This window comes from Novosphingobium kaempferiae (assembly GCF_021227995.1).
In the GTDB taxonomy this organism is placed as follows: Bacteria; Pseudomonadota; Alphaproteobacteria; order Sphingomonadales; family Sphingomonadaceae; genus Novosphingobium; species Novosphingobium kaempferiae.
This window is the reverse complement of sequence record NZ_CP089301.1, coordinates 1,973,981-1,990,702: the sequence shown is the minus strand read 5'-3', so window position 1 is coordinate 1,990,702 and position 16,722 is coordinate 1,973,981. Positions and strand designations below refer to the sequence as shown.

16 protein-coding genes are annotated in these 16,722 nt (G+C 62.2%); 7 read left to right on the top strand and 9 right to left on the bottom strand.

Annotation, left to right across the window (positions count from 1 at the left end):
- The first annotated feature begins 244 nt into the window (after nucleotides 1-244).
- Nucleotides 245-2,203: a TonB-dependent receptor plug domain-containing protein gene (locus LO787_RS09145; RefSeq protein WP_232495532.1), complete on the top strand. Its 1,959-nt coding sequence runs from the start codon at nucleotides 245-247 to the stop codon at nucleotides 2,201-2,203.
- 72 nt (nucleotides 2,204-2,275) lie between these two features.
- Nucleotides 2,276-2,692, top strand: coding sequence for a MerR family transcriptional regulator (locus tag LO787_RS09140; RefSeq protein ID WP_232495531.1), 417 nt, complete (start codon nucleotides 2,276-2,278; stop codon nucleotides 2,690-2,692).
- Nucleotides 2,693-2,801: 109 nt separating this feature from the next.
- Here LO787_RS09140 and LO787_RS09135 read toward each other — a convergent pair whose 3' ends face one another.
- Nucleotides 2,802-3,215: a MerC domain-containing protein gene (locus LO787_RS09135; protein WP_232495530.1), complete on the bottom strand. Its 414-nt coding sequence runs from the start codon at nucleotides 3,213-3,215 to the stop codon at nucleotides 2,802-2,804.
- 67 nt (nucleotides 3,216-3,282) lie between these two features.
- On the opposite strand from LO787_RS09135, the gene LO787_RS09130 reads away from it, so the two are divergent.
- Genes LO787_RS09130 through LO787_RS09115 form a run of 4 tightly spaced genes read left to right on the top strand, consistent with a single transcriptional unit; the run spans nucleotide 3,283 to nucleotide 6,519 of the window.
- The gene (locus LO787_RS09130; RefSeq protein WP_232495529.1) at nucleotides 3,283-4,530 is read left to right on the top strand and encodes a GTP-binding protein; all 1,248 of its coding nucleotides are present in this window, start codon (nucleotides 3,283-3,285) and stop codon (nucleotides 4,528-4,530) included.
- On the top strand, nucleotides 4,527-5,138 hold the full coding sequence (locus tag LO787_RS09125; RefSeq protein ID WP_232495528.1) for a DUF1826 domain-containing protein: 612 nt from the start codon (nucleotides 4,527-4,529) through the stop codon (nucleotides 5,136-5,138). The genes LO787_RS09130 and LO787_RS09125 overlap by 4 nt, the downstream gene beginning before the upstream one ends.
- Nucleotides 5,139-5,158: 20 nt before the next feature.
- On the top strand, nucleotides 5,159-5,389 hold the full coding sequence (locus tag LO787_RS09120) for a hypothetical protein (RefSeq protein WP_232495527.1): 231 nt from the start codon (nucleotides 5,159-5,161) through the stop codon (nucleotides 5,387-5,389).
- Nucleotides 5,386-6,519 carry a CobW family GTP-binding protein gene (locus tag LO787_RS09115; protein ID WP_232495526.1) on the top strand — a complete coding sequence of 378 codons (1,134 nt, stop codon included), beginning with the start codon at nucleotides 5,386-5,388 and terminating at the stop codon, nucleotides 6,517-6,519. Before LO787_RS09120 ends, LO787_RS09115 begins: the two co-directional genes overlap by 4 nt.
- 63 nt (nucleotides 6,520-6,582) lie before the next feature.
- Here LO787_RS09115 and LO787_RS09110 read toward each other — a convergent pair whose 3' ends face one another.
- Together LO787_RS09110 and LO787_RS09105 are read right to left on the bottom strand one after the other, a co-directional pair.
- Nucleotides 6,583-7,110 carry a superoxide dismutase family protein gene (locus LO787_RS09110; RefSeq protein WP_232495525.1) on the bottom strand — a complete coding sequence of 176 codons (528 nt, stop codon included), beginning with the start codon at nucleotides 7,108-7,110 and terminating at the stop codon, nucleotides 6,583-6,585.
- 15 nt (nucleotides 7,111-7,125) lie between these two features.
- Nucleotides 7,126-7,560 carry a helix-turn-helix domain-containing protein gene (locus LO787_RS09105; protein ID WP_232495524.1) on the bottom strand — a complete coding sequence of 145 codons (435 nt, stop codon included), beginning with the start codon at nucleotides 7,558-7,560 and terminating at the stop codon, nucleotides 7,126-7,128.
- Between the two features lie 224 nt (nucleotides 7,561-7,784).
- Here LO787_RS09105 and LO787_RS09100 point away from each other — a divergent pair, with 224 nt between their 5' ends.
- Nucleotides 7,785-8,213 carry a CHAP domain-containing protein gene (locus LO787_RS09100; RefSeq protein ID WP_232495523.1) on the top strand — a complete coding sequence of 143 codons (429 nt, stop codon included), beginning with the start codon at nucleotides 7,785-7,787 and terminating at the stop codon, nucleotides 8,211-8,213.
- Between the two features lie 151 nt (nucleotides 8,214-8,364).
- On the opposite strand, the gene LO787_RS09095 is transcribed toward LO787_RS09100, so the two are convergent.
- The 6 genes from LO787_RS09095 to LO787_RS09070 form a co-directional block, all read right to left on the bottom strand.
- The gene (locus LO787_RS09095) at nucleotides 8,365-9,150 is read right to left on the bottom strand and encodes a class I SAM-dependent methyltransferase (RefSeq protein WP_232495522.1); all 786 of its coding nucleotides are present in this window, start codon (nucleotides 9,148-9,150) and stop codon (nucleotides 8,365-8,367) included.
- Nucleotides 9,150-11,093, bottom strand: coding sequence for a TonB-dependent receptor domain-containing protein (locus LO787_RS09090; protein WP_232495521.1), 1,944 nt, complete (start codon nucleotides 11,091-11,093; stop codon nucleotides 9,150-9,152). Before LO787_RS09090 ends, LO787_RS09095 begins: the two co-directional genes overlap by 1 nt.
- Before the next feature lie 263 nt (nucleotides 11,094-11,356).
- Nucleotides 11,357-13,573, bottom strand: coding sequence for a TonB-dependent receptor domain-containing protein (locus tag LO787_RS09085; RefSeq protein WP_232495520.1), 2,217 nt, complete (start codon nucleotides 13,571-13,573; stop codon nucleotides 11,357-11,359).
- 876 nt (nucleotides 13,574-14,449) lie between these two features.
- Complete coding sequence (locus LO787_RS09080) at nucleotides 14,450-15,364, bottom strand: HEPN domain-containing protein (RefSeq protein WP_232495519.1); 915 nt, start codon at nucleotides 15,362-15,364, stop codon at nucleotides 14,450-14,452.
- A 137-nt stretch (nucleotides 15,365-15,501) separates the two neighbouring features.
- Complete coding sequence (locus LO787_RS09075) at nucleotides 15,502-16,062, bottom strand: RES family NAD+ phosphorylase (protein ID WP_232495518.1); 561 nt, start codon at nucleotides 16,060-16,062, stop codon at nucleotides 15,502-15,504.
- A 6-nt stretch (nucleotides 16,063-16,068) separates the two neighbouring features.
- On the bottom strand, nucleotides 16,069-16,698 hold the full coding sequence (locus LO787_RS09070) for a MerR family transcriptional regulator (RefSeq protein WP_232495517.1): 630 nt from the start codon (nucleotides 16,696-16,698) through the stop codon (nucleotides 16,069-16,071).
- Nucleotides 16,699-16,722: the final 24 nt, after the last annotated feature.

Genomic DNA, 16,722 nt, shown 5'->3' with positions numbered 1-16,722 from the left:
ATGCAGGCTTTAGCGTGATCCATGTAATGTTACAACATCGTGTCCTGATGGTTTCTCCCTTGTGTCCCAAGCTGAAAAGCTGAGTGGCTACCGCCTCGCCCGGTCGCCGCGATTTGGTGCCGCAACAGGCAGCTCGAACTGCTGCTCTCGAAAATCTCGGGAAAGAGTGAACAGGGCATTGACCCTGTAGCTGCTACAGGGACTATCGATGCTCCCTCGACGGGCGTTACCGGGGCGGCAGCAATTGATCTCGAATGGATACTCGTACCGTCTGAGCACGCTGGCGCTCGCGATCGGCTTGGCATTGCCGCAGGGCCTTCACGCGCAGGAGGAGCCGCAGGCGGATGAAGAGACCGAAATCGTCGTGCAGGCGACACGCAACGGTCGCCGCGTGCAGGATGAGCCGATCAGGGTCGATGTCATCAATCGCGAGGAGATCGAGGAGAAGCTCCTGATGCGTCCCGGCAACATCGCCATGCTGGTCAGCGAGACGCCGGGCGTGCGCGTGCAGACGACTTCATCTGCGTTGGGCGCCGCCAATGTGCGGATACAGGGGTTGAAGGGGCGCTACACGCAGATACTAGCGGATGGGCTGCCGCTTTACGGCGGGCAGACACCCTCGATCGGCCTCCTGCAGATTCCGCCCACCGATCTTGGGCAGGTGGAGATCATCAAGGGGGCGACTTCGGCGCTTTATGGGCCGTCCGCGTTGGGGGGTGTCATCAATCTCGTATCCCGCCGTCCGCAGACCGCGCCGCAGGGCGAACTGCTGCTCAACGCCACCAGCCGCGATGGGCTGGACGCGACGGGTTATGTCGCGGCGCCGCTGACGGGCACGTTGAGCGCTTCGCTCACCGCCGGCTACGACCGCCAGAGCCGTCGCGACCTGAACGACGACGGCTGGGCGGACATGCCCGGATATGAGCGCTTTGCCGTGCGCCCGCGGCTGTTTCTGGACGCGGCCGACGGCACAAATGCGCTGCTGACGTTCGGCACCATGGCCGAGCAGCGCGATGGCGGCACCATGCCCGGAGCCGCCATGCCTGACGGCGCGCCGTTCGCGCAAACCCTGCGCAGCCGCCGCTATGATCTCGGCCTGACCGCTGAGATGCCGCTCGAAGGTCTCGGCACCCTGCATCTGCGCGCGTCAGGCGTTACACAGCTGCACCGCCATGTCTTCGGTGACACGGTGGAGCACGACCGCCACCGCACCGCACTGGCCGAGGCTTCCGTCGGCGGGCGAGTTGGGGCAACGAACTGGCTGGCAGGCGTCGCGATCCAGGTCGACGATTATCGCTCGAAGGCTTTCGCGGATTTCGACTACAGTTACTTCGTGCCCGCCCTGTTCGTGCAGGGAGAGCATGAGGTTGCCGCCGACCTGACACTGGCGGCAAGCACGCGCTGGGATGCGCACAGCGAATACGGCTCGCATCTCAGCCCAAGGCTGTCGGCACTTTATCGCCCCGGACCGTGGACGATCCGCGCTTCGCTGGGACGCGGCTTCTATGCACCGACGCCATTCGTAGAGGAGACCGAGGCGAACGGCCTGTCGCGCCTCGCGCCCTACGGCAAGCTGAAGGCCGAGATCGCCGACAGCAGTTCGATCGACTTCGGCTATGCCAGCGGCCCTGTCGAAGCAAACTTCAGCTTTTTCGCGTCCGATATCGACCATGCCCAGCAGTTGCAGGTCGTCGACGACGAGCATGTCACGCTGGTCAGCGCCGAGGGCGTCACCCGCACACGGGGTGCGGAAGTGCTGCTGCGTTATCGGTGGGATGCCGTGTCGCTTACCGCCAGTTACGTGCACGTCGTCGCGAGCGAGCCCGATCCCGATGGGGATGGTCGGCGAACGGTGCCGCTGACGCCGCGCGACGCCGTGGGGCTGGTCGGCATGTGGGAAAAGGAAGGGCGAGGGCGGTTCGGGGTCGAGGCCTACTACACCGGGCGCCAGTCGCTTGACGACAATCCCTATCGGACGCGCGGCAAACCCTACGTCCTCCTCGGTGCGATGGGGGAACTGGCGCTGGGCAGGGTCAGCCTGTTCGCGAACGCGGAAAATCTGCTGAACGTGCGACAGACGAAGTACGACCCGCTGCTGTTGTCCCGACGGGCACCGACGGGAGCATGGACGGTCGATGCCTGGGCACCGACCGATGGATTCACGGTAAACGGAGGGGTGCGGATCCGGTTTGGCGCCGAATAAGGGGTGGGGCAAACTTGCGCCGTATCTGCCGGCAGGCCCTATGCGGCTTGCAGTGACTAAAGGGGCAAAAGCATGGCACTCACGATCGGAGATATGGGCAAGGTAACCGGCACCAAGGTCGAGACGATCCGCTATTATGAACGCATCGGCCTGCTTCCCAGGCCGGCACGAACGGCGGGCAATTACCGCGATTATGGTGAGGCTGAACTTGGCCGCCTGTCCTTCATCCGCCGCGCCCGCGACCTGGGATTTTCGCTCGATCAGGTTCGCGCGTTGCTCGGCATATCGGGGGATCGCAGCTGCGACTGCGCAGGCATCGATGCTATCGCGAAGGAGCATCTGGTGGAAGTGGAGCGCAAGCTGGCGGATCTTGCTGCGCTTCGCAGGGAACTCAAGCGGGTGATCGATTCCTGCGATGGCGGGATCGTCGCTGACTGCCGGATCATCGAAGCACTTGGCCCGGTTTGCAAACCCCACAGCGCCGGTTGATCCATGGCTGATTGTTTTATCGCCGCAATTCCGGCGCATCGCGCCATGGTCTTCGGCTAAACCGGGCCGGAGTGACGCGGCACCCGGCGGGCCGTCTGGATGCCACCGGTCAGCAGGAGCAGTCGCTGCCGCCAGGGCAGCGGGCCTGCCTTAGCCGCCAGTTGGCAAGGTGGGCCCCTGCAAGCAGCAGGCTGCCCGTAACCGTCACTGCGGTCTCCGCAGCTTCGCTGCCCTCCATGGCGACACCGACCGCAAGCAGGACAAGCCCGATCAATCCGCATGCCAGCGGTCCGACCGCCCCGCTGGAACGCCAACCGGGAACAAGTGCCAGCGCGCTGGTGGGAATCGCGAATGCCAGAAGGAGAGTGTGGAAGCGCTCTCCCGGATCGATGCTTCCGGCAAGACTGGGCAAGGCGGCGATGATCAACGGCAGTACGAGGCAGTGAATGAGGCAAGCGGCGGAAGCGCAGGTTGCAGCGCCGTCGAGCCAATTGCCCACGGCAGGTCGGGATTCCTTTTTCATTTTAAGCCTTTTCACGCGCCTTGCTGTCGCGTAATGATATACCGTAACATTAAAGGCAAGAGGCTCCATGACTCTCTCTCGCACTCCCTCGCCCGCCGATGGCGGGAAGCTGCCCGTCACCGTCCTGTCCGGCTTTCTCGGGGCGGGCAAGACGACGCTGCTCAACCATATCCTCGCCAACCGAGAGAGGCGGCGCGTGGCGGTCATCGTCAACGACATGTCCGAGGTGAACATCGACGCCGACCTTGTACGCGGCGGTGATGCGGCGCTGGCGCGATCGGAAGAAACGCTGGTCGAGATGACTAACGGCTGCATCTGCTGCACCTTGCGCGATGATCTGCTGCAGGAAGTGCGCGCGCTCGCCGCGGCGGGCCGTTTCGATTATCTGGTGATCGAGAGCACCGGGATTTCCGAGCCGCTGCCGGTCGCCAGTACTTTCTCGTTCCGGGATGAGGCCGGGCTGTCCCTTGGCGATGTCGCCCGGCTCGATACGATGGTCACCGTGGTCGATGCGATCAACGTGCTGAAAGACTATTCCAGTCAGGACTTCCTTGCCGATCGCGGCGAGGCGTTGGGCGAAGACGACACCCGCAGCCTTGTCGGCCTGCTGGTCGAGCAAATCGAGTTCGCCGACGTCGTGATCGTCAACAAGGCATCGTCCGTCACTGCCGAGCAACTGGCGGTGGTCAAGAAGCTGGTAGCCAGCCTCAATGCCGACGCGCGCATCCTGACCTGCGACCAGGGCCGCGCCCCGCTCGATGCGATCCTCGATACCGGCCTGTTCGACGAGGAGAAGGCAGCGCAGAACCCGCTCTGGGCCAAGGAACTCTATGGCTATGCCAAACACGTTTCCGAGACCGAGGAGTACGGGATCGAGAGCTTCGTCTACCGCGCCCGCCGCCCGTTCGATCCTGCGCGGTTCTACGCCTTCCTGACCGGCGACGGGCTTGATGCGGTGGTCCGTGCCAAGGGCCATTTCTGGCTGGCGACACGGCCCGATTGGGTGGGTGAACTGGCCGTCGCGGGCGCGCAGACCATGACCTCGCGGATGGGCCGCTGGTGGGGCAGCATTCCCAAGAACCAGTGGCCCGAGGACGATCGCTTCGAGACGTTCGTCGCGCGGCACTGGGACCAGACCTGGGGCGACCGACGGCAGGAACTGGTGTTCATCGGCATCGGCATGGACGAGGTCCGCATTCGCACCCGGCTCGATGCCTGCCTGCTGCCGGTCGACGATTTCACGCCCGCCCGGTGGCAGGATCTGCGCGATCCGTTCCCCGCCTGGGGCGAGCAGGCGATGGAGGCGGCAGAGTGAGCATCACGACGCTCGACCGCACTCGCGCCGCGTGGATCGCCGATGAAGATCCGGCCGTGCTTGGCCGCATCCATGACAGCCATGTCCAACTCGCCTTGTGGCAACGGCCCCGCCCGAATGATCTGGACTGGCTCGACACGCTCGATTTCGACGAGATCGACGATGTGCAGGAGACTCTGGTAGTGGAAAGCCTGACCTCCACATTGCCTGCCGCGCTGGTCGAAGCAGGCTACCCCGAAGGTTCGCATACCGCGCTGGCTCTGGAGATCACTGGCCTCGCCCGCAGCTATGCCCGGATCATGGACGTCGGTTCCATCCGCATGCGGCTTGAGATCGTCGAGACCGATGCCTGCCGCAAGTTCCACATGGACAACGTCAAGGCCCGCCTGCTGATGCCGCTCACCGAGCCCGGCACGCAATGGATCGAAGCGGAGGCTGGGCCAGATGCCCCGATCAACCACCTGCGCGCCGGCGATGTCGGAATGTTCAAGGGCCGCGTCTGGGCCGAGACTCCGGCAATCCTCCATCGTTCGCCGCCGATCTCAGGAACAGGCGTGGCGCGCCTTCTCCTTGTGCTCGACCTGCCGTCCCCGGCGCACACCACCTAAAACCTGGAAGCCGCTTTGCGATGACCACTCCACTGTCGCTACGCAACTACAAGGAATGGAAGCACTGCATCACGCAGCTTTGCCGCATTCCGCTGACCCTGCCTTATGTCGAGACACGCCTCGCGGCACTGCAGGACCCGCGCGATCATACCACCCAGCGCTTCATCGAGACCTGGGGCAAGGGCCATCTCGCTCAGGTCATCGAGTGGTTTCGGCTCGCCCGTGCCGAGTTGAAGGGTAATCCGCAATGAGCACGCTGTTCACCGGCGGGCAGTCGCTGATCCCCGTCTCCGTGCTGACCGGGTTTCTGGGCAGCGGCAAGACGACCGTGCTCAATCACCTTGTCCGCTCCGAACGCATGAGCCGCGCGCTCGTCATCATCAACGAGTTCGGAGCGGTCGGGCTGGACCACGACCTCGTCGCACGATCGACAGAGGATCTGGTTGTCGAGATGATGGGCGGATGCCTGTGCTGCACGATCCGGGGCGATCTGCTGGCAACTTTGCGCGATGCGCCCTGGCGCTTCAGCCGCGACGGCACCTGCTGGTTCGACCGTGTCGTGATCGAGACGACGGGCCTCGCCGACCCGGCACCCATCCTGCACACGCTGATGACCGACGAGCGGTTGCAGACGCTCTATCGTCTCGACGGGGTGATCGCCACCGTCGATGCCGCCAATAACAGCGCGACGCTCGATGCGCACGAGGAAGCGGTGAAACAGGCCGCCGTCGCCGACCGCATCCTGCTGACCAAGACCGATCTCGTCTCAGACGAAGATCGCCGCGCGCTGGAAGCAAGGCTTCGCGCCTTGAACCCGGCAGCACCGATCGTCACGACGACGAACGGCGAGGTGGATGCCGCGCTGCTGTTCGATGCCGGGCTCTACAATCCCGAAACCAGGAGCGACGATGTGCGCCGCTGGCTGAAGACAGAGGCCTATGAGGATCACGGGCACCACCACGATCATGGGCACGATCATGGGCATGAGCACCACCATCACGACGTCAATCGGCACGACAGTTCGATTCACGCCACCTGCCTCACCTTCGATGAACCCCTGCAGGCCCACGCCTTCGAACGATGGCTCGACATTCTGGCCGCATTCAAGGGCGCGGACATCCTGCGGGTGAAGGGCATCGTCAACATCGTCGGAGAGGATCGCCCGGTGGTGATCCACGGCGTCCAGCACGTGTTCCATCCGCCGATCCTGCTGGACGGCTGGCCCTCCGACGATCGCCGCACCCGGCTCGTCTTCATCACGCGCAATGTCACGCCGGACGAACTGCAGGGCACGCTGGCGCTGATGACGATCGGCCTGACCCGGTTCGGCCTTCAGGGACTGGTCGACAACGTGCCATCCAGCGGGCTGTTGCGGATCTGAGCGAGCCCGGTTCGGGACGAATGGCGGGAGCGCCCGGAAGCAGCCGATCTGAGGCAACCCGCCTCAGCGGATCACGGCGCAGGCGATGCGGTCACCCGCGCCGCCGATGGGTTGCGTCGTATAGTCGTCGGGGTTGGCGTGAATGACAAGCGCCGAACCATCGGTGTCCAGCAGCGCGGGGCGGCCATCGGCGCCCTTCAGCGATGCCAGCGTCGATTGCAACTCGACTACCGCCTTGCCCTTGGCATCGACATGGAGGTTGGGCAGATCGCCTGCATCGTTTGCGCCTTCGACCATGAAGCCATGAACCACAGGCTTTACCGAATGAACGTGCGCACCGGCCGCTTTGAAGGCAGCATCGCTGCAGTCGCCTTTCTCGTGAAAATGCATGCCGTGCCATCCCGCGGGCAGCCCGCGTGCATCGACGCGCAGCAGCACACCCGATGCCGTTTCCTTGACACTGATCGTACCGATTGCCTTGTGCCTGGCATTATAGATCGTGCCCCCGGCCTCGCCGTCGGCGGCTACCGCCAAGGGGCCCCAGCCAAGCGTCAGCACGGCAGCGGCAAGTGTTGCACTTCGCAGGATCATTCACACTTCCTTTGCTTACTTCAAAGTTCCCAGGCACGGCGCACACAGGCCCGAGGCTTCCACTACCATGGTTGACAAGGAGAACCCGACGGTGCCGCACAGCGCCCGCATATCAGGCTCGCGGTCCGGCAGGACGATGGTTCTGGCTGTTCGGCAGCGCCTGCACACGACGAAGCCGCTCCCTTGTTCAGGCGCCAGCGCATAGGCGTTGAGCGTCTCGATCCGCATCACCTGACCGCGATGTATAAGCCGCACCAGTACGCGATAGGCCTGCATGGCCGACAGAGGGGAACCCTGCTGCGCTGCCATGCGCGTTATCTCGTAGGCGGAGTACGGCAGACCCGCCTTTAATGTCGACAGCACGATCTGATCGAGTTGTCTCGCACTACGAGGTGCAGGCGGAATCGCGCGTGCCTTGGGCGCTTTTGTGCGTGTCGGATCCTCTGCCATATGCTCCCCCAATCCACGGTGAGGCAAACGGTCTCCCGCCCGCGATGAACGGATGATTCCGCGACGTTACTTCTGATAATGAGACGATATAACGTCCCTGTATGTCAAGGCGTTCCCTATGCTCGCTCAATCGTTGGCTTCTTGCGCTGGGCGTCCTTGTGACGCCGCTCGCGGCTCCTGCTCCGGCGTTCGCCCGGCTCCAGTGCGTCCCCTATGCCCGCGACGTGTCCGGCATCGACATCCACGGAAATGCGCATACCTGGTGGAAGCAGGCCGATGGTGTCTATCGACGCGGGACAACGCCGCTCAAGGATGCAGTCATGGTATTCCGCTCCACCAGCGCCATGCCCTATGGGCACGTCGCAGTGGTGCATGAGATCGTGGACGCGCGCCATGTGCTGCTCGACCATGCAAACTGGTCCCGGCCCGGAATGATCGAGCATCAGGCGCTGGCCGAGGATGTGTCGGAGGCCGGAGACTGGAGCGAAGTCCGCGTCTGGTTTGAACCCATCCACGCCCTGGGCGGACGGACCAATCCCGTCTTCGGATTTATCTACAACAGCACTCCCCAACCTGCCGGAAACGCAGAAATGCAGATCGTATCCGTAAAGGCAGCTACCGACGCAGCTCAATTCGCATCAGCGGCAGACTGACTCTGCGCGCCAATAAGCAGGTTACGGGCTCGACCCGTTCGGCGGCGAGCCATAGGCTCTATGCTCTACCGGCTTCGCTGCATTACTTTTTCCGATTTCGGGTACAGACTACAGCAAAATGACGACTAAGACCGTGCCGAAGCATCAACCATCATATGTGGGGTTCCGCAGCGATGACGTAGTCATTGCCGCAAGGAAGGCTGCCGTCGCGCTCGATCGCTGATAGCGCTTCCTCTCTTAACGACATGGCATGATCCCCGAGTGCCGATGCGAGGTTTCGGTCGGTGAGGCGGGCAATGCGCTGCTCGCACATCGCGATCTGCGCCTGCACGAAACGAGCGCCGAAGCGGATCGGAAAACGCTGAGCACAGATCGGTGCAAATTCTGCTCGATGCAGCGCCTCCATAACCCACTCGGCAGGATATTCGCGATAGGGCCGCTCCCCCGCGAGCAGGAGGCAGGAATCGCGCAAGCGACCGATACGCCAGATGATGTGCGCGGCAGGATCGGCGGGTTCGTCGACAGGCACGTAGGGATCGAGGCCGATGACGTAGAGTCGTCCGCCCACGAGCGGCCGCAGGCGGGCGAACAGGCGCTCCTGGAAGTAGGGCGCGAAGCCATCGATCGCGCCGACCAGATAGTCGGCCAGCACGGTGTCGTAAGTCTCGCCCGCCAGCAGCACAGGGTCTGCCCAGTTGCCGAGCACGATGCGATCTTCGGGGCGCCGCCGAGCCTCTGCGATATCGCGCACCTGCATGGCGTGCCCCTCGGCGCCCGTCACCGCGGTCCAGCGCTCCGTCTGAAGCGACTGGACCCAGCGGATCGATCCCGAGCCGGTGCCCGCATCGAGGACCGAGCCCCAGGCCCGGTCCCCCTGCAGTTCCTCGACGTAGGCGAACAGCGTGGAGGTAGCCACGCTGTCCTTGTCCTTCGTCATCAGAATACTGTCCGCAGGCCAACCACCAGGTTGCGCCCGCGCAGCGGTGATGCATCCTTGATGAAGGAAGCGTGGTTGAAGGCGAGAGCGTTCGCCAGGTTGGTGCCCCGAAGATAGATCTCGGCCGACTGCTCGCCAAGGTCGAGCTTGTAAGAGACAGTAGCGTTCACCATGTCATAGCCGGGCGAGCGCGTTTCATAGGCAGCGATGCGGTCCTGTTCGAAGACGCGGAAGTATTCCGCGTTCACCGTGAAGCCCGCCAGCGCCACGTCGCCGCGTGCGCCGAGACGTCCTGCGGGGATGCGCGGCAGGTTGCCTCCCGCATCCTTGAACTTTGCTCGCACATAGTCCCCGAATACCGCAAGACCGAGTGCGGGCGAGAACTGGTGGTGAATCTCGCCATCGATGCCGGTGAAAGTGGCGTCGTGGGCAGTGTAGCTGATGAGCCGGAAGTCCTCGAACCGGTCCAGCGTCTCGGCGTAGATGTAGCCGTCGAAGTCCTGGTGATAGGCGCCCAGGGTGAAGTGGGTATCGCCTAGCGACTTGCGCAGCGTCACGTCCACGGAATGCGAGGTTTCCTTGCCCAGCGTCGCGTCGCCCACCTCATAGGTGTTGGTCGCAAGGTGCACGCCGCGCGCGAACAGTTCCTGCGCGGTGGGCGCGCGCTGCGAGCGGGCGAGCGAGACGGCGACCGAATAACCACTCCCGGCTTCCCAGATTGCTGCACCGGAAACCGAAAATGGGTTGTGCTCTGCGCGGCGGTTCAGTGTCGTCTCGACCTTCTGCCATTCCTGCCGGACGGCGGCCTCGAAGCGGACGGGGCCGGACTGCAGAGTCTCGAACAGGAACAGGCCGGTATTCGTGGTCTCGCTCTCGGGCAGGTAGGCTTCGGTGCCGACGGCGCTGAAGTCGCTCTTCGCATGTTGCACGCCGAAGGTGCCGCGCAGACCTGCGAGTGGCTTGTGCGTCAGTTCGAGGCGGACGTCGTGCGCCTTGTTGCGGAACGTCGTCGCAACTTCATCGTGCTCCAGTTCCTCATGACGATACTTGGTGATGCCCGCACGGAAACGGACCCGCTCGAAACCGGGAAGTGGTTCTTCGTAGTCGCTGCGAATGTCGATCCGCTCGCTGCGCAGGCGCACGTAGGGGACTTCCTCGTGGCCTTCCTCGTGCTCGTGTTCATGATCGTGGTCATGCTCGTGGCTGTGGTCGTGCCCGCCACAGTGCAGGCTGGAGCCATGGGGGTGGCAATCCTCGTAGTCGTGGCTATGGCCGGGCAGGCCGTATTCACTTGTATGCCGGGTATAGGCCGCTCCGATGTAGCCGCGCTCGCCCACCCAGGCACCGCCGACCGACCAGGTCGATGTGTCATTGTACGAGCCGTCGACATGACGTTCGCCGAAGCGCGACGGCACGCGGTAGTCGTCGCTGGAACGGGCCACGCCCTCCACGCGGATGGCGAAATTGCCGATAGCGCCGGTCAGGCCGCCCACCAGCGACTGCTCATTGTCTGCCGTGCCGAGACGGCCTTCGGCAATGCCCTCGATCCCGTCGGTCGGGAGGGTAGTCGGGATCTTGCTGTCAAGCACGTTCACTGCGCCGCCGATTGCGCCGCCGCCGTAGAGCAGCGTCGCCGGCCCGCGCAGGACTTCAATCCCGCGCATCAGCAAGGGTTCGGTGACGACGGCATGGTCGGGGGAAACCTGAGAGGCGTCCTGGATCTGCGAGGCGTCGGACAATACCTGCACGCGCGGCGCGGTCTGGCCTCGGATGACCGGACGGCTGGCGCCGCCGCCGAAGTTGTCGAAGTTGACGCCCGGCTGTCCGGCAAGCGTCTCTCCCAGTGTTGCCTGGCGACGATGAACGAGATCATCCCCGCCGAGGGTAAGGACCGGGGTGACCGTTTCGTCCGCTCGCTGCTGGAGCGCGGTTGCCGTGACCACAATGTCGTCGGCTCGATGGGCATTCGTCGATTGCGCCAACGCGTGCGGTGCCGCGATGCAGGCGCCCGCGACAGACGCCAGGAGTACTGCGTGTTTCATGCCGGATTGTTCCCCTCTAGGCTGAGGGGCATCCGCTACGTCATTAAGAGATGTTATAACATCCTCTTTTTTGTTGCAAATCATTTCTGCCGGATGAGCATCGCCTGAAGGTGACGCATGGGCGGTCAGCAGGGGCGATTTCCTGCTGACCGTCGCAGTACCTGTCAGAAGGAATGCCGCATACCGAAGGCAACGCTGCGACCACGCAGCGGCGACTGGTCCTTGACGAAAGAGGTATGCGCGAACGCCAGATCGTTCAGCAGGTTGGTGCCGCGCAGATAAAACTCGACGGACTGCTCGACCCCGACATCGAAACGATAGCTGAGCGTGGCGTTCAGCATGTCGTAGCCGCCGGTGCGGGTTTCGTAGGACGCGAACTTGTCCTGGGCGAAGGTGTGGTAATATTCCAGATCGCCCGAGAGCGGTCCTGCACGGTGCTCGTAGCGCGCGCCCAGTCGGCCGGGGGGAATGCGCGGCAGATTGTCGTTCTCGCTCTTCAGCTTCGCATCGACATAGTCACCGAACACCGTCACGCGCGACTGCGGTGTGAAGCGATAGCTGATCTGCCCGTCGACGCCGGTGAAGCGTGCGTCGGCGACCGTGTAGATCAGCCAGTTGTGAACGACGCCGGTTTCGCTGTCGGTGTCGAGCAGGCGGGCGAAGATGTAATTGTCGATGTCCTGATGGTACAGGCCAAGCTCGAACTCGAGCGGCCCGCCGACCTTGCGGAAGGTAAGGTTGATCGAATTGTTCTTCTCCAGCGCGTCCCCGGCGGGGTCCGGAATTCCGGGAAGACCCAGTATGCTCGGCGGCGCGGCAAGCCCGATTTCGTAGCTGTTCGTAGCCAGATTGTTCCCGGCGGCATAGAGTTCGCGCACGGTGGGCGCGCGCTCGGTATGGGCCAGCGATAGCGCCACGGCATAGCCGCCGCCGACGTTCCAGGTCGCACCGAACGAGGCCGAGAAGGGATCGTGCTTGAGCGCAGGATTCTGATAGTGGAAGTTGAAGAGTTCGTTCTCTTCAAAGAAGTCGAGGTAATCCGGTCCCCAATTATCGATGTAGTACGCGGCATCTTCGTCACTGAGAGTGCTGCGGAACGGGGGTGGGCTGGGGCGAACCTTGCGCCAGTCCTTGCGTGCGGCGATCTCCAGATCGACAGGCCCCACCGAGCGGCTTTCCCTGAGGAAAATGCCTAAATTCTCGGTCCGATAATCGGGGACACCGTCAAGTCCCATGCCGCTTTCGGGGAACGGCACGGCCAGGTCGTTGGCATAAAGGCCGGTGAAGGTGCCGTCGGTATACTGAATGCCCAGCGTTCCGACAAAGCCCAGCAACGGCTTGTGGGTCAGTTCGACACGTCCGTCCCAGACTTCGTTGGTGTAGCGCGAGAACAGGGTCGGCCCGTCGATCTCGTCATGGGCATAGTCGGTGTAGGAACCGCGCACGCGCACATGGCTGAAGCCCGGCAGCAGGTCGTCGTAGTCTGCACGCAGATCGGCGCGGTCGCTGTGCAGCTTGATCATGGCCGTATGATCGTCGGGCGAAGTGACCGGATCCACATAGTCACCATGCGCGCGGCAATGCAGGTCGAAGTAGTCCCAGTAATAGTGCGTGTGGCACACGCCGTTCGCGTGGCTGTGTCCCGGCAGACCGTACTCGCTGTTCATCCGGCTATAGGCGGCACCGATGTAGCCCTTGTCCGTGATCCACGACGCGCCAATGGACCAGGTCGTGTTCTCGGCAAAGGAATCGCGCAGCTTGTCCGAGCCGTAACCGCCCGGCACGTCATAATTGCCGGCCTTGCGGCGCGATCCTTCGGCGTGGATCGCGAACTGGCCGATCCCGGCAGTAATACGGCCGACGATGGTCTTTTCCTCGTCGCCGGTGCCGTATCGCACCTCGCTCGCGCTCGTCAGGCCGCCGGCGGGTACTGCTTTGGGCACCTTGCTGTCGATCAGGTTGATCGCGCCGTTTACGGCGTTGCCGCCGTAACGCACCGCCGCAGGACCACGCTGGACCTCGATCGCGTCGAGCAATAGCGGGTCGGTAGTGATGGCATGGTCAGGCGAGACGGATGAGACGTCGAACAGGTTGGCGCCGTCAGTCAGCACTTCGATGCGCGGCACCGTCTGCCCGCGGATCACCGGACGTGATGCGCCGCCGCCGAAGTTGTCGAGATGAATGCCCGGCATGCCTGCCAGCGTCTCGCCAAGCCCGCCCTGACGGCGATGGACCAGTTCCTCACCAGCCAAAATCTGCACAGGCAGCGGCGTCGCAATCTCGTCCGGGGCAAGCGACCGCCCGGTCACGACGATGTCGCTGGCGCGGCGCGCGCGCTGCTCGTCCTCAGTCTCGGGAACGGCCTGCTGAGCCGATGCCATACCCGGCATGCACGCACCAATGGACGTGGCCGCAAGCAGCAGCGCTGCGCGGCGAATTTCATGCACTTTCACGATTGTCACCCCATTTGAAATGGAGTGTTGAATAGAGATGATATACCATTACGTCCAATGAAGAACTGTTTCATTTCATTGCCATGGCACCTCCGAACCCTCTAACCCTCGGAGTGTCAAACTTTCCTGAGATCCCGTTCCATACTGCGATGTCCCATCACCGCGCTAACGATATTCATGACAGCAGTACCTGCGGCCTAGGCAGCGAACAAGGTGAGAGCCGATCGTTCATGGTCAGCATGGATATGGCTACCAGATGCATGGAATTTTCCACGCGCAAGTCCAGGTAGTAAATGTTACGCTTTATGTGACTGCCTAACTGTCTGCCGCCATTTCGAAATGGCGCGCATTGCCTCCGTCTCAAGACGGAACGCCAAGCATGTTAGTCAGTAGCTGCCGCATCCACAGTCGCATCGAACGGTATGATCAACCGACTGCTGGCCTATTCTCGCCGGCCAGATCGCTGAATCTTAAAACGATGCCCGAAACGCGATGGCTCGCAAATACTCCTCGGAGCCTTCAAAAATGGCAACTACTCCAGAGTCCGTGTCTCAAACCTGCCAATCTCCTTACGGCCAGTCATTAGCATCCCGTATGGGAAAGCGGACGGGCCGCACCTGGAGACGGAAAATCGGTGCCTTAACGGCCACTAAGGGTCGGTTTCGCTGAGTGTGGTCGTGGGATATTGCCATAATCCCGGGGCGAAGGGTGATCGCGGGCAGAGCCAGAATCAGCTTTGGAGAAGAGCAAACATGTTGTGTGATTGCGGTCAATTTTGAATGATCGGTTATAGGCAATAGCCGATCATATTGCTGCTTTCAATTCTGCCAAGCGTTCCTGGCAGAGTTCATTTACTATTTCGCCGAGCATTTCCACGCGCTCTGCCAGCCAGTCGAATTCGTCGCTGGTCATCCTGAAGTGGTCCGAGTGACGCGATTTGACGTATGCGTCCTTCAGCTTTTGAAACATCGCTTCTGACTTTCGCGCAGGCCGGGGCCACGCTTCGATCAGGCGAGGAGACAGCTTTTCTGCTTGAATTCTTAAATATTTGATGTTGTGAACGTATGGCGTGTAAAAGGTGTAAACTAAGAGCACGCAGTAATATAGTCGTTCACACGCCTGTTGTAAATTGAAAGCAGCGTCTGGATGTTTCTGATTTTGGTGTAGAAATTGATAAGTCATTTTTGATGTGACGGCGAGATCAAACCACTTCTCGTAGTATGCCAGCGCCATGTCGTATGCCGCCTGTGCTGTCTTAGGCTTGGGAGAGTGTAATTCGCTGTCGTCGAGCTGGTAGAGTACGATGCCGTCCCGCGCCACGTCCATGAAAAAATAGCGTCCATGAGCGAGCCCATCGTTCACTTCTTGTAGCGTATGCACGATGAAGTTCACTGGGGCGCTGATCCTGCGCGTAATCGACCATTCGCGGTCGAGCCGATCCTCGGCCTTCACCCAGTAGTCCACCCGATCCGTCAACTCCTTCTGATTGACAATGATCAGCAGATCGTAGTCGGATTGATAGCCACGCTTCGTGTGAGGCTCATCCACCCACCGGCCAGTTGCATAGGATCCGAATAGAATGACCTTGAGAATGCGCCCGAGCTTGCGAGGCCCGGTCGGATCACCGTGCGCATCATCGAATTCCTCGAAGAGGATCTGGATGATACGCTCCAGATCACGCTGCTTGTTTGCTGGGAGATGATCGAGACTGTTCTTCATGACTCTATCAATTGGACGGCGGGAGTGGGGGCAGTTCAGCGTGAATGAAATGGCGACGCTTGAACAGGACGTATTGACGGGTTCTGGCCGAACCTTCGAGAAATCTTGGCGCACGGCAGGCAAGCTCGTGCGAGAGATCAGGCCGCCACATACGTCTTCCCGAAATGGGCAGCCAACCGTTCCGCATCGGATGGCGAAACAGGTACTGCGCTTACGGCCGAGACCGCAACCGCGTCGGAGGCACGCTCGAACAACGCGATGCATCGCTGATTGTCGAACCGAGAGGTATAGAGGATCCCGTCCGCGCTCGTCGTCGCGTGGATATGCCCGCTGATTTCCCAAGTTCGCGCGTAGGCGTCGCCATGGAGATCGGTGAAGGACAGGCCGTGTGCGGAGACCCCGGCATCCACGAGCGGATAGAGTCTGAGGGTGCGCGTCGTCACGAGTACGCTTCGCACTCGCGCATCAATCGTTGTTGAGAGTATGTAAGGATTTGCGGGAACGCGCACGAACGTCTCGCCAAACGCCGTCTCGATGGATCGCGCAGCATAAAGTGTCTTGTAGCTGCCATCCGGGGAGTCGAACCTGTTGGCCGGTTTGACGCCAGTCGGACCAAAGAAAATCGGGCTGTGAATGGCGCGATGGTATCGATGCAGATGTACGCCTTCGCCAATACGGCGCATCAAGGTTACGGCCATGACGCGTCAGGCGGCCCAGCCCGAAACGAGCGCGACGAGTTGCTTCAGTGTTTCCGCACCGGGCCTGTGAGCAAGGATCTGCAAGGGGGTTTCCTGATCCGGGCCATAGCCCGAGACTGGCGTCGTAAGCAGCATCAGCTGCTCCCAAGGGTCGGTGTCGCCGAAAGCTTCGAGCAACTGCTTTAGGTTCGCGACGGTTGCGCCGGCCACGAACTGGGCGGCGGGGTAGCGAATCTCGTTACCGTAAGGGACGCCCACGATCTGCCGGCGCTGCCGCTGCTTTTCTATCGCAGCTACACTGACGCCCAGCATCTCGGCGACGTCAGCGCGTTCCAGCATGCCGCCTGCGCGGACTGCCATGTCGTCGCGGAAACGTGCGGTATTCTCGCGTGCAGCCTTGATCGCGGCCAGATCCGCAGCGGATTCCGGCGCAATATCCCGGGGAGCGATCGTGAGGGCATGGCGCAGGTCCTGGGTTCCGACGATATCGGCCAATGTATCGTCGCTCGCGGACTCGACTGCCTTGGCGATTGCCAGCGTCAGCTTCTCCAGAGCTTTGCGGCGGAGGGTGTCGCTGGGGGCCAGGTTTACGGCAGGAGCAGTTCGCCCGCCAGCCGATGGAGCATGCGTTGCCATAATCGTCCTTTCTGTCTCCAATAT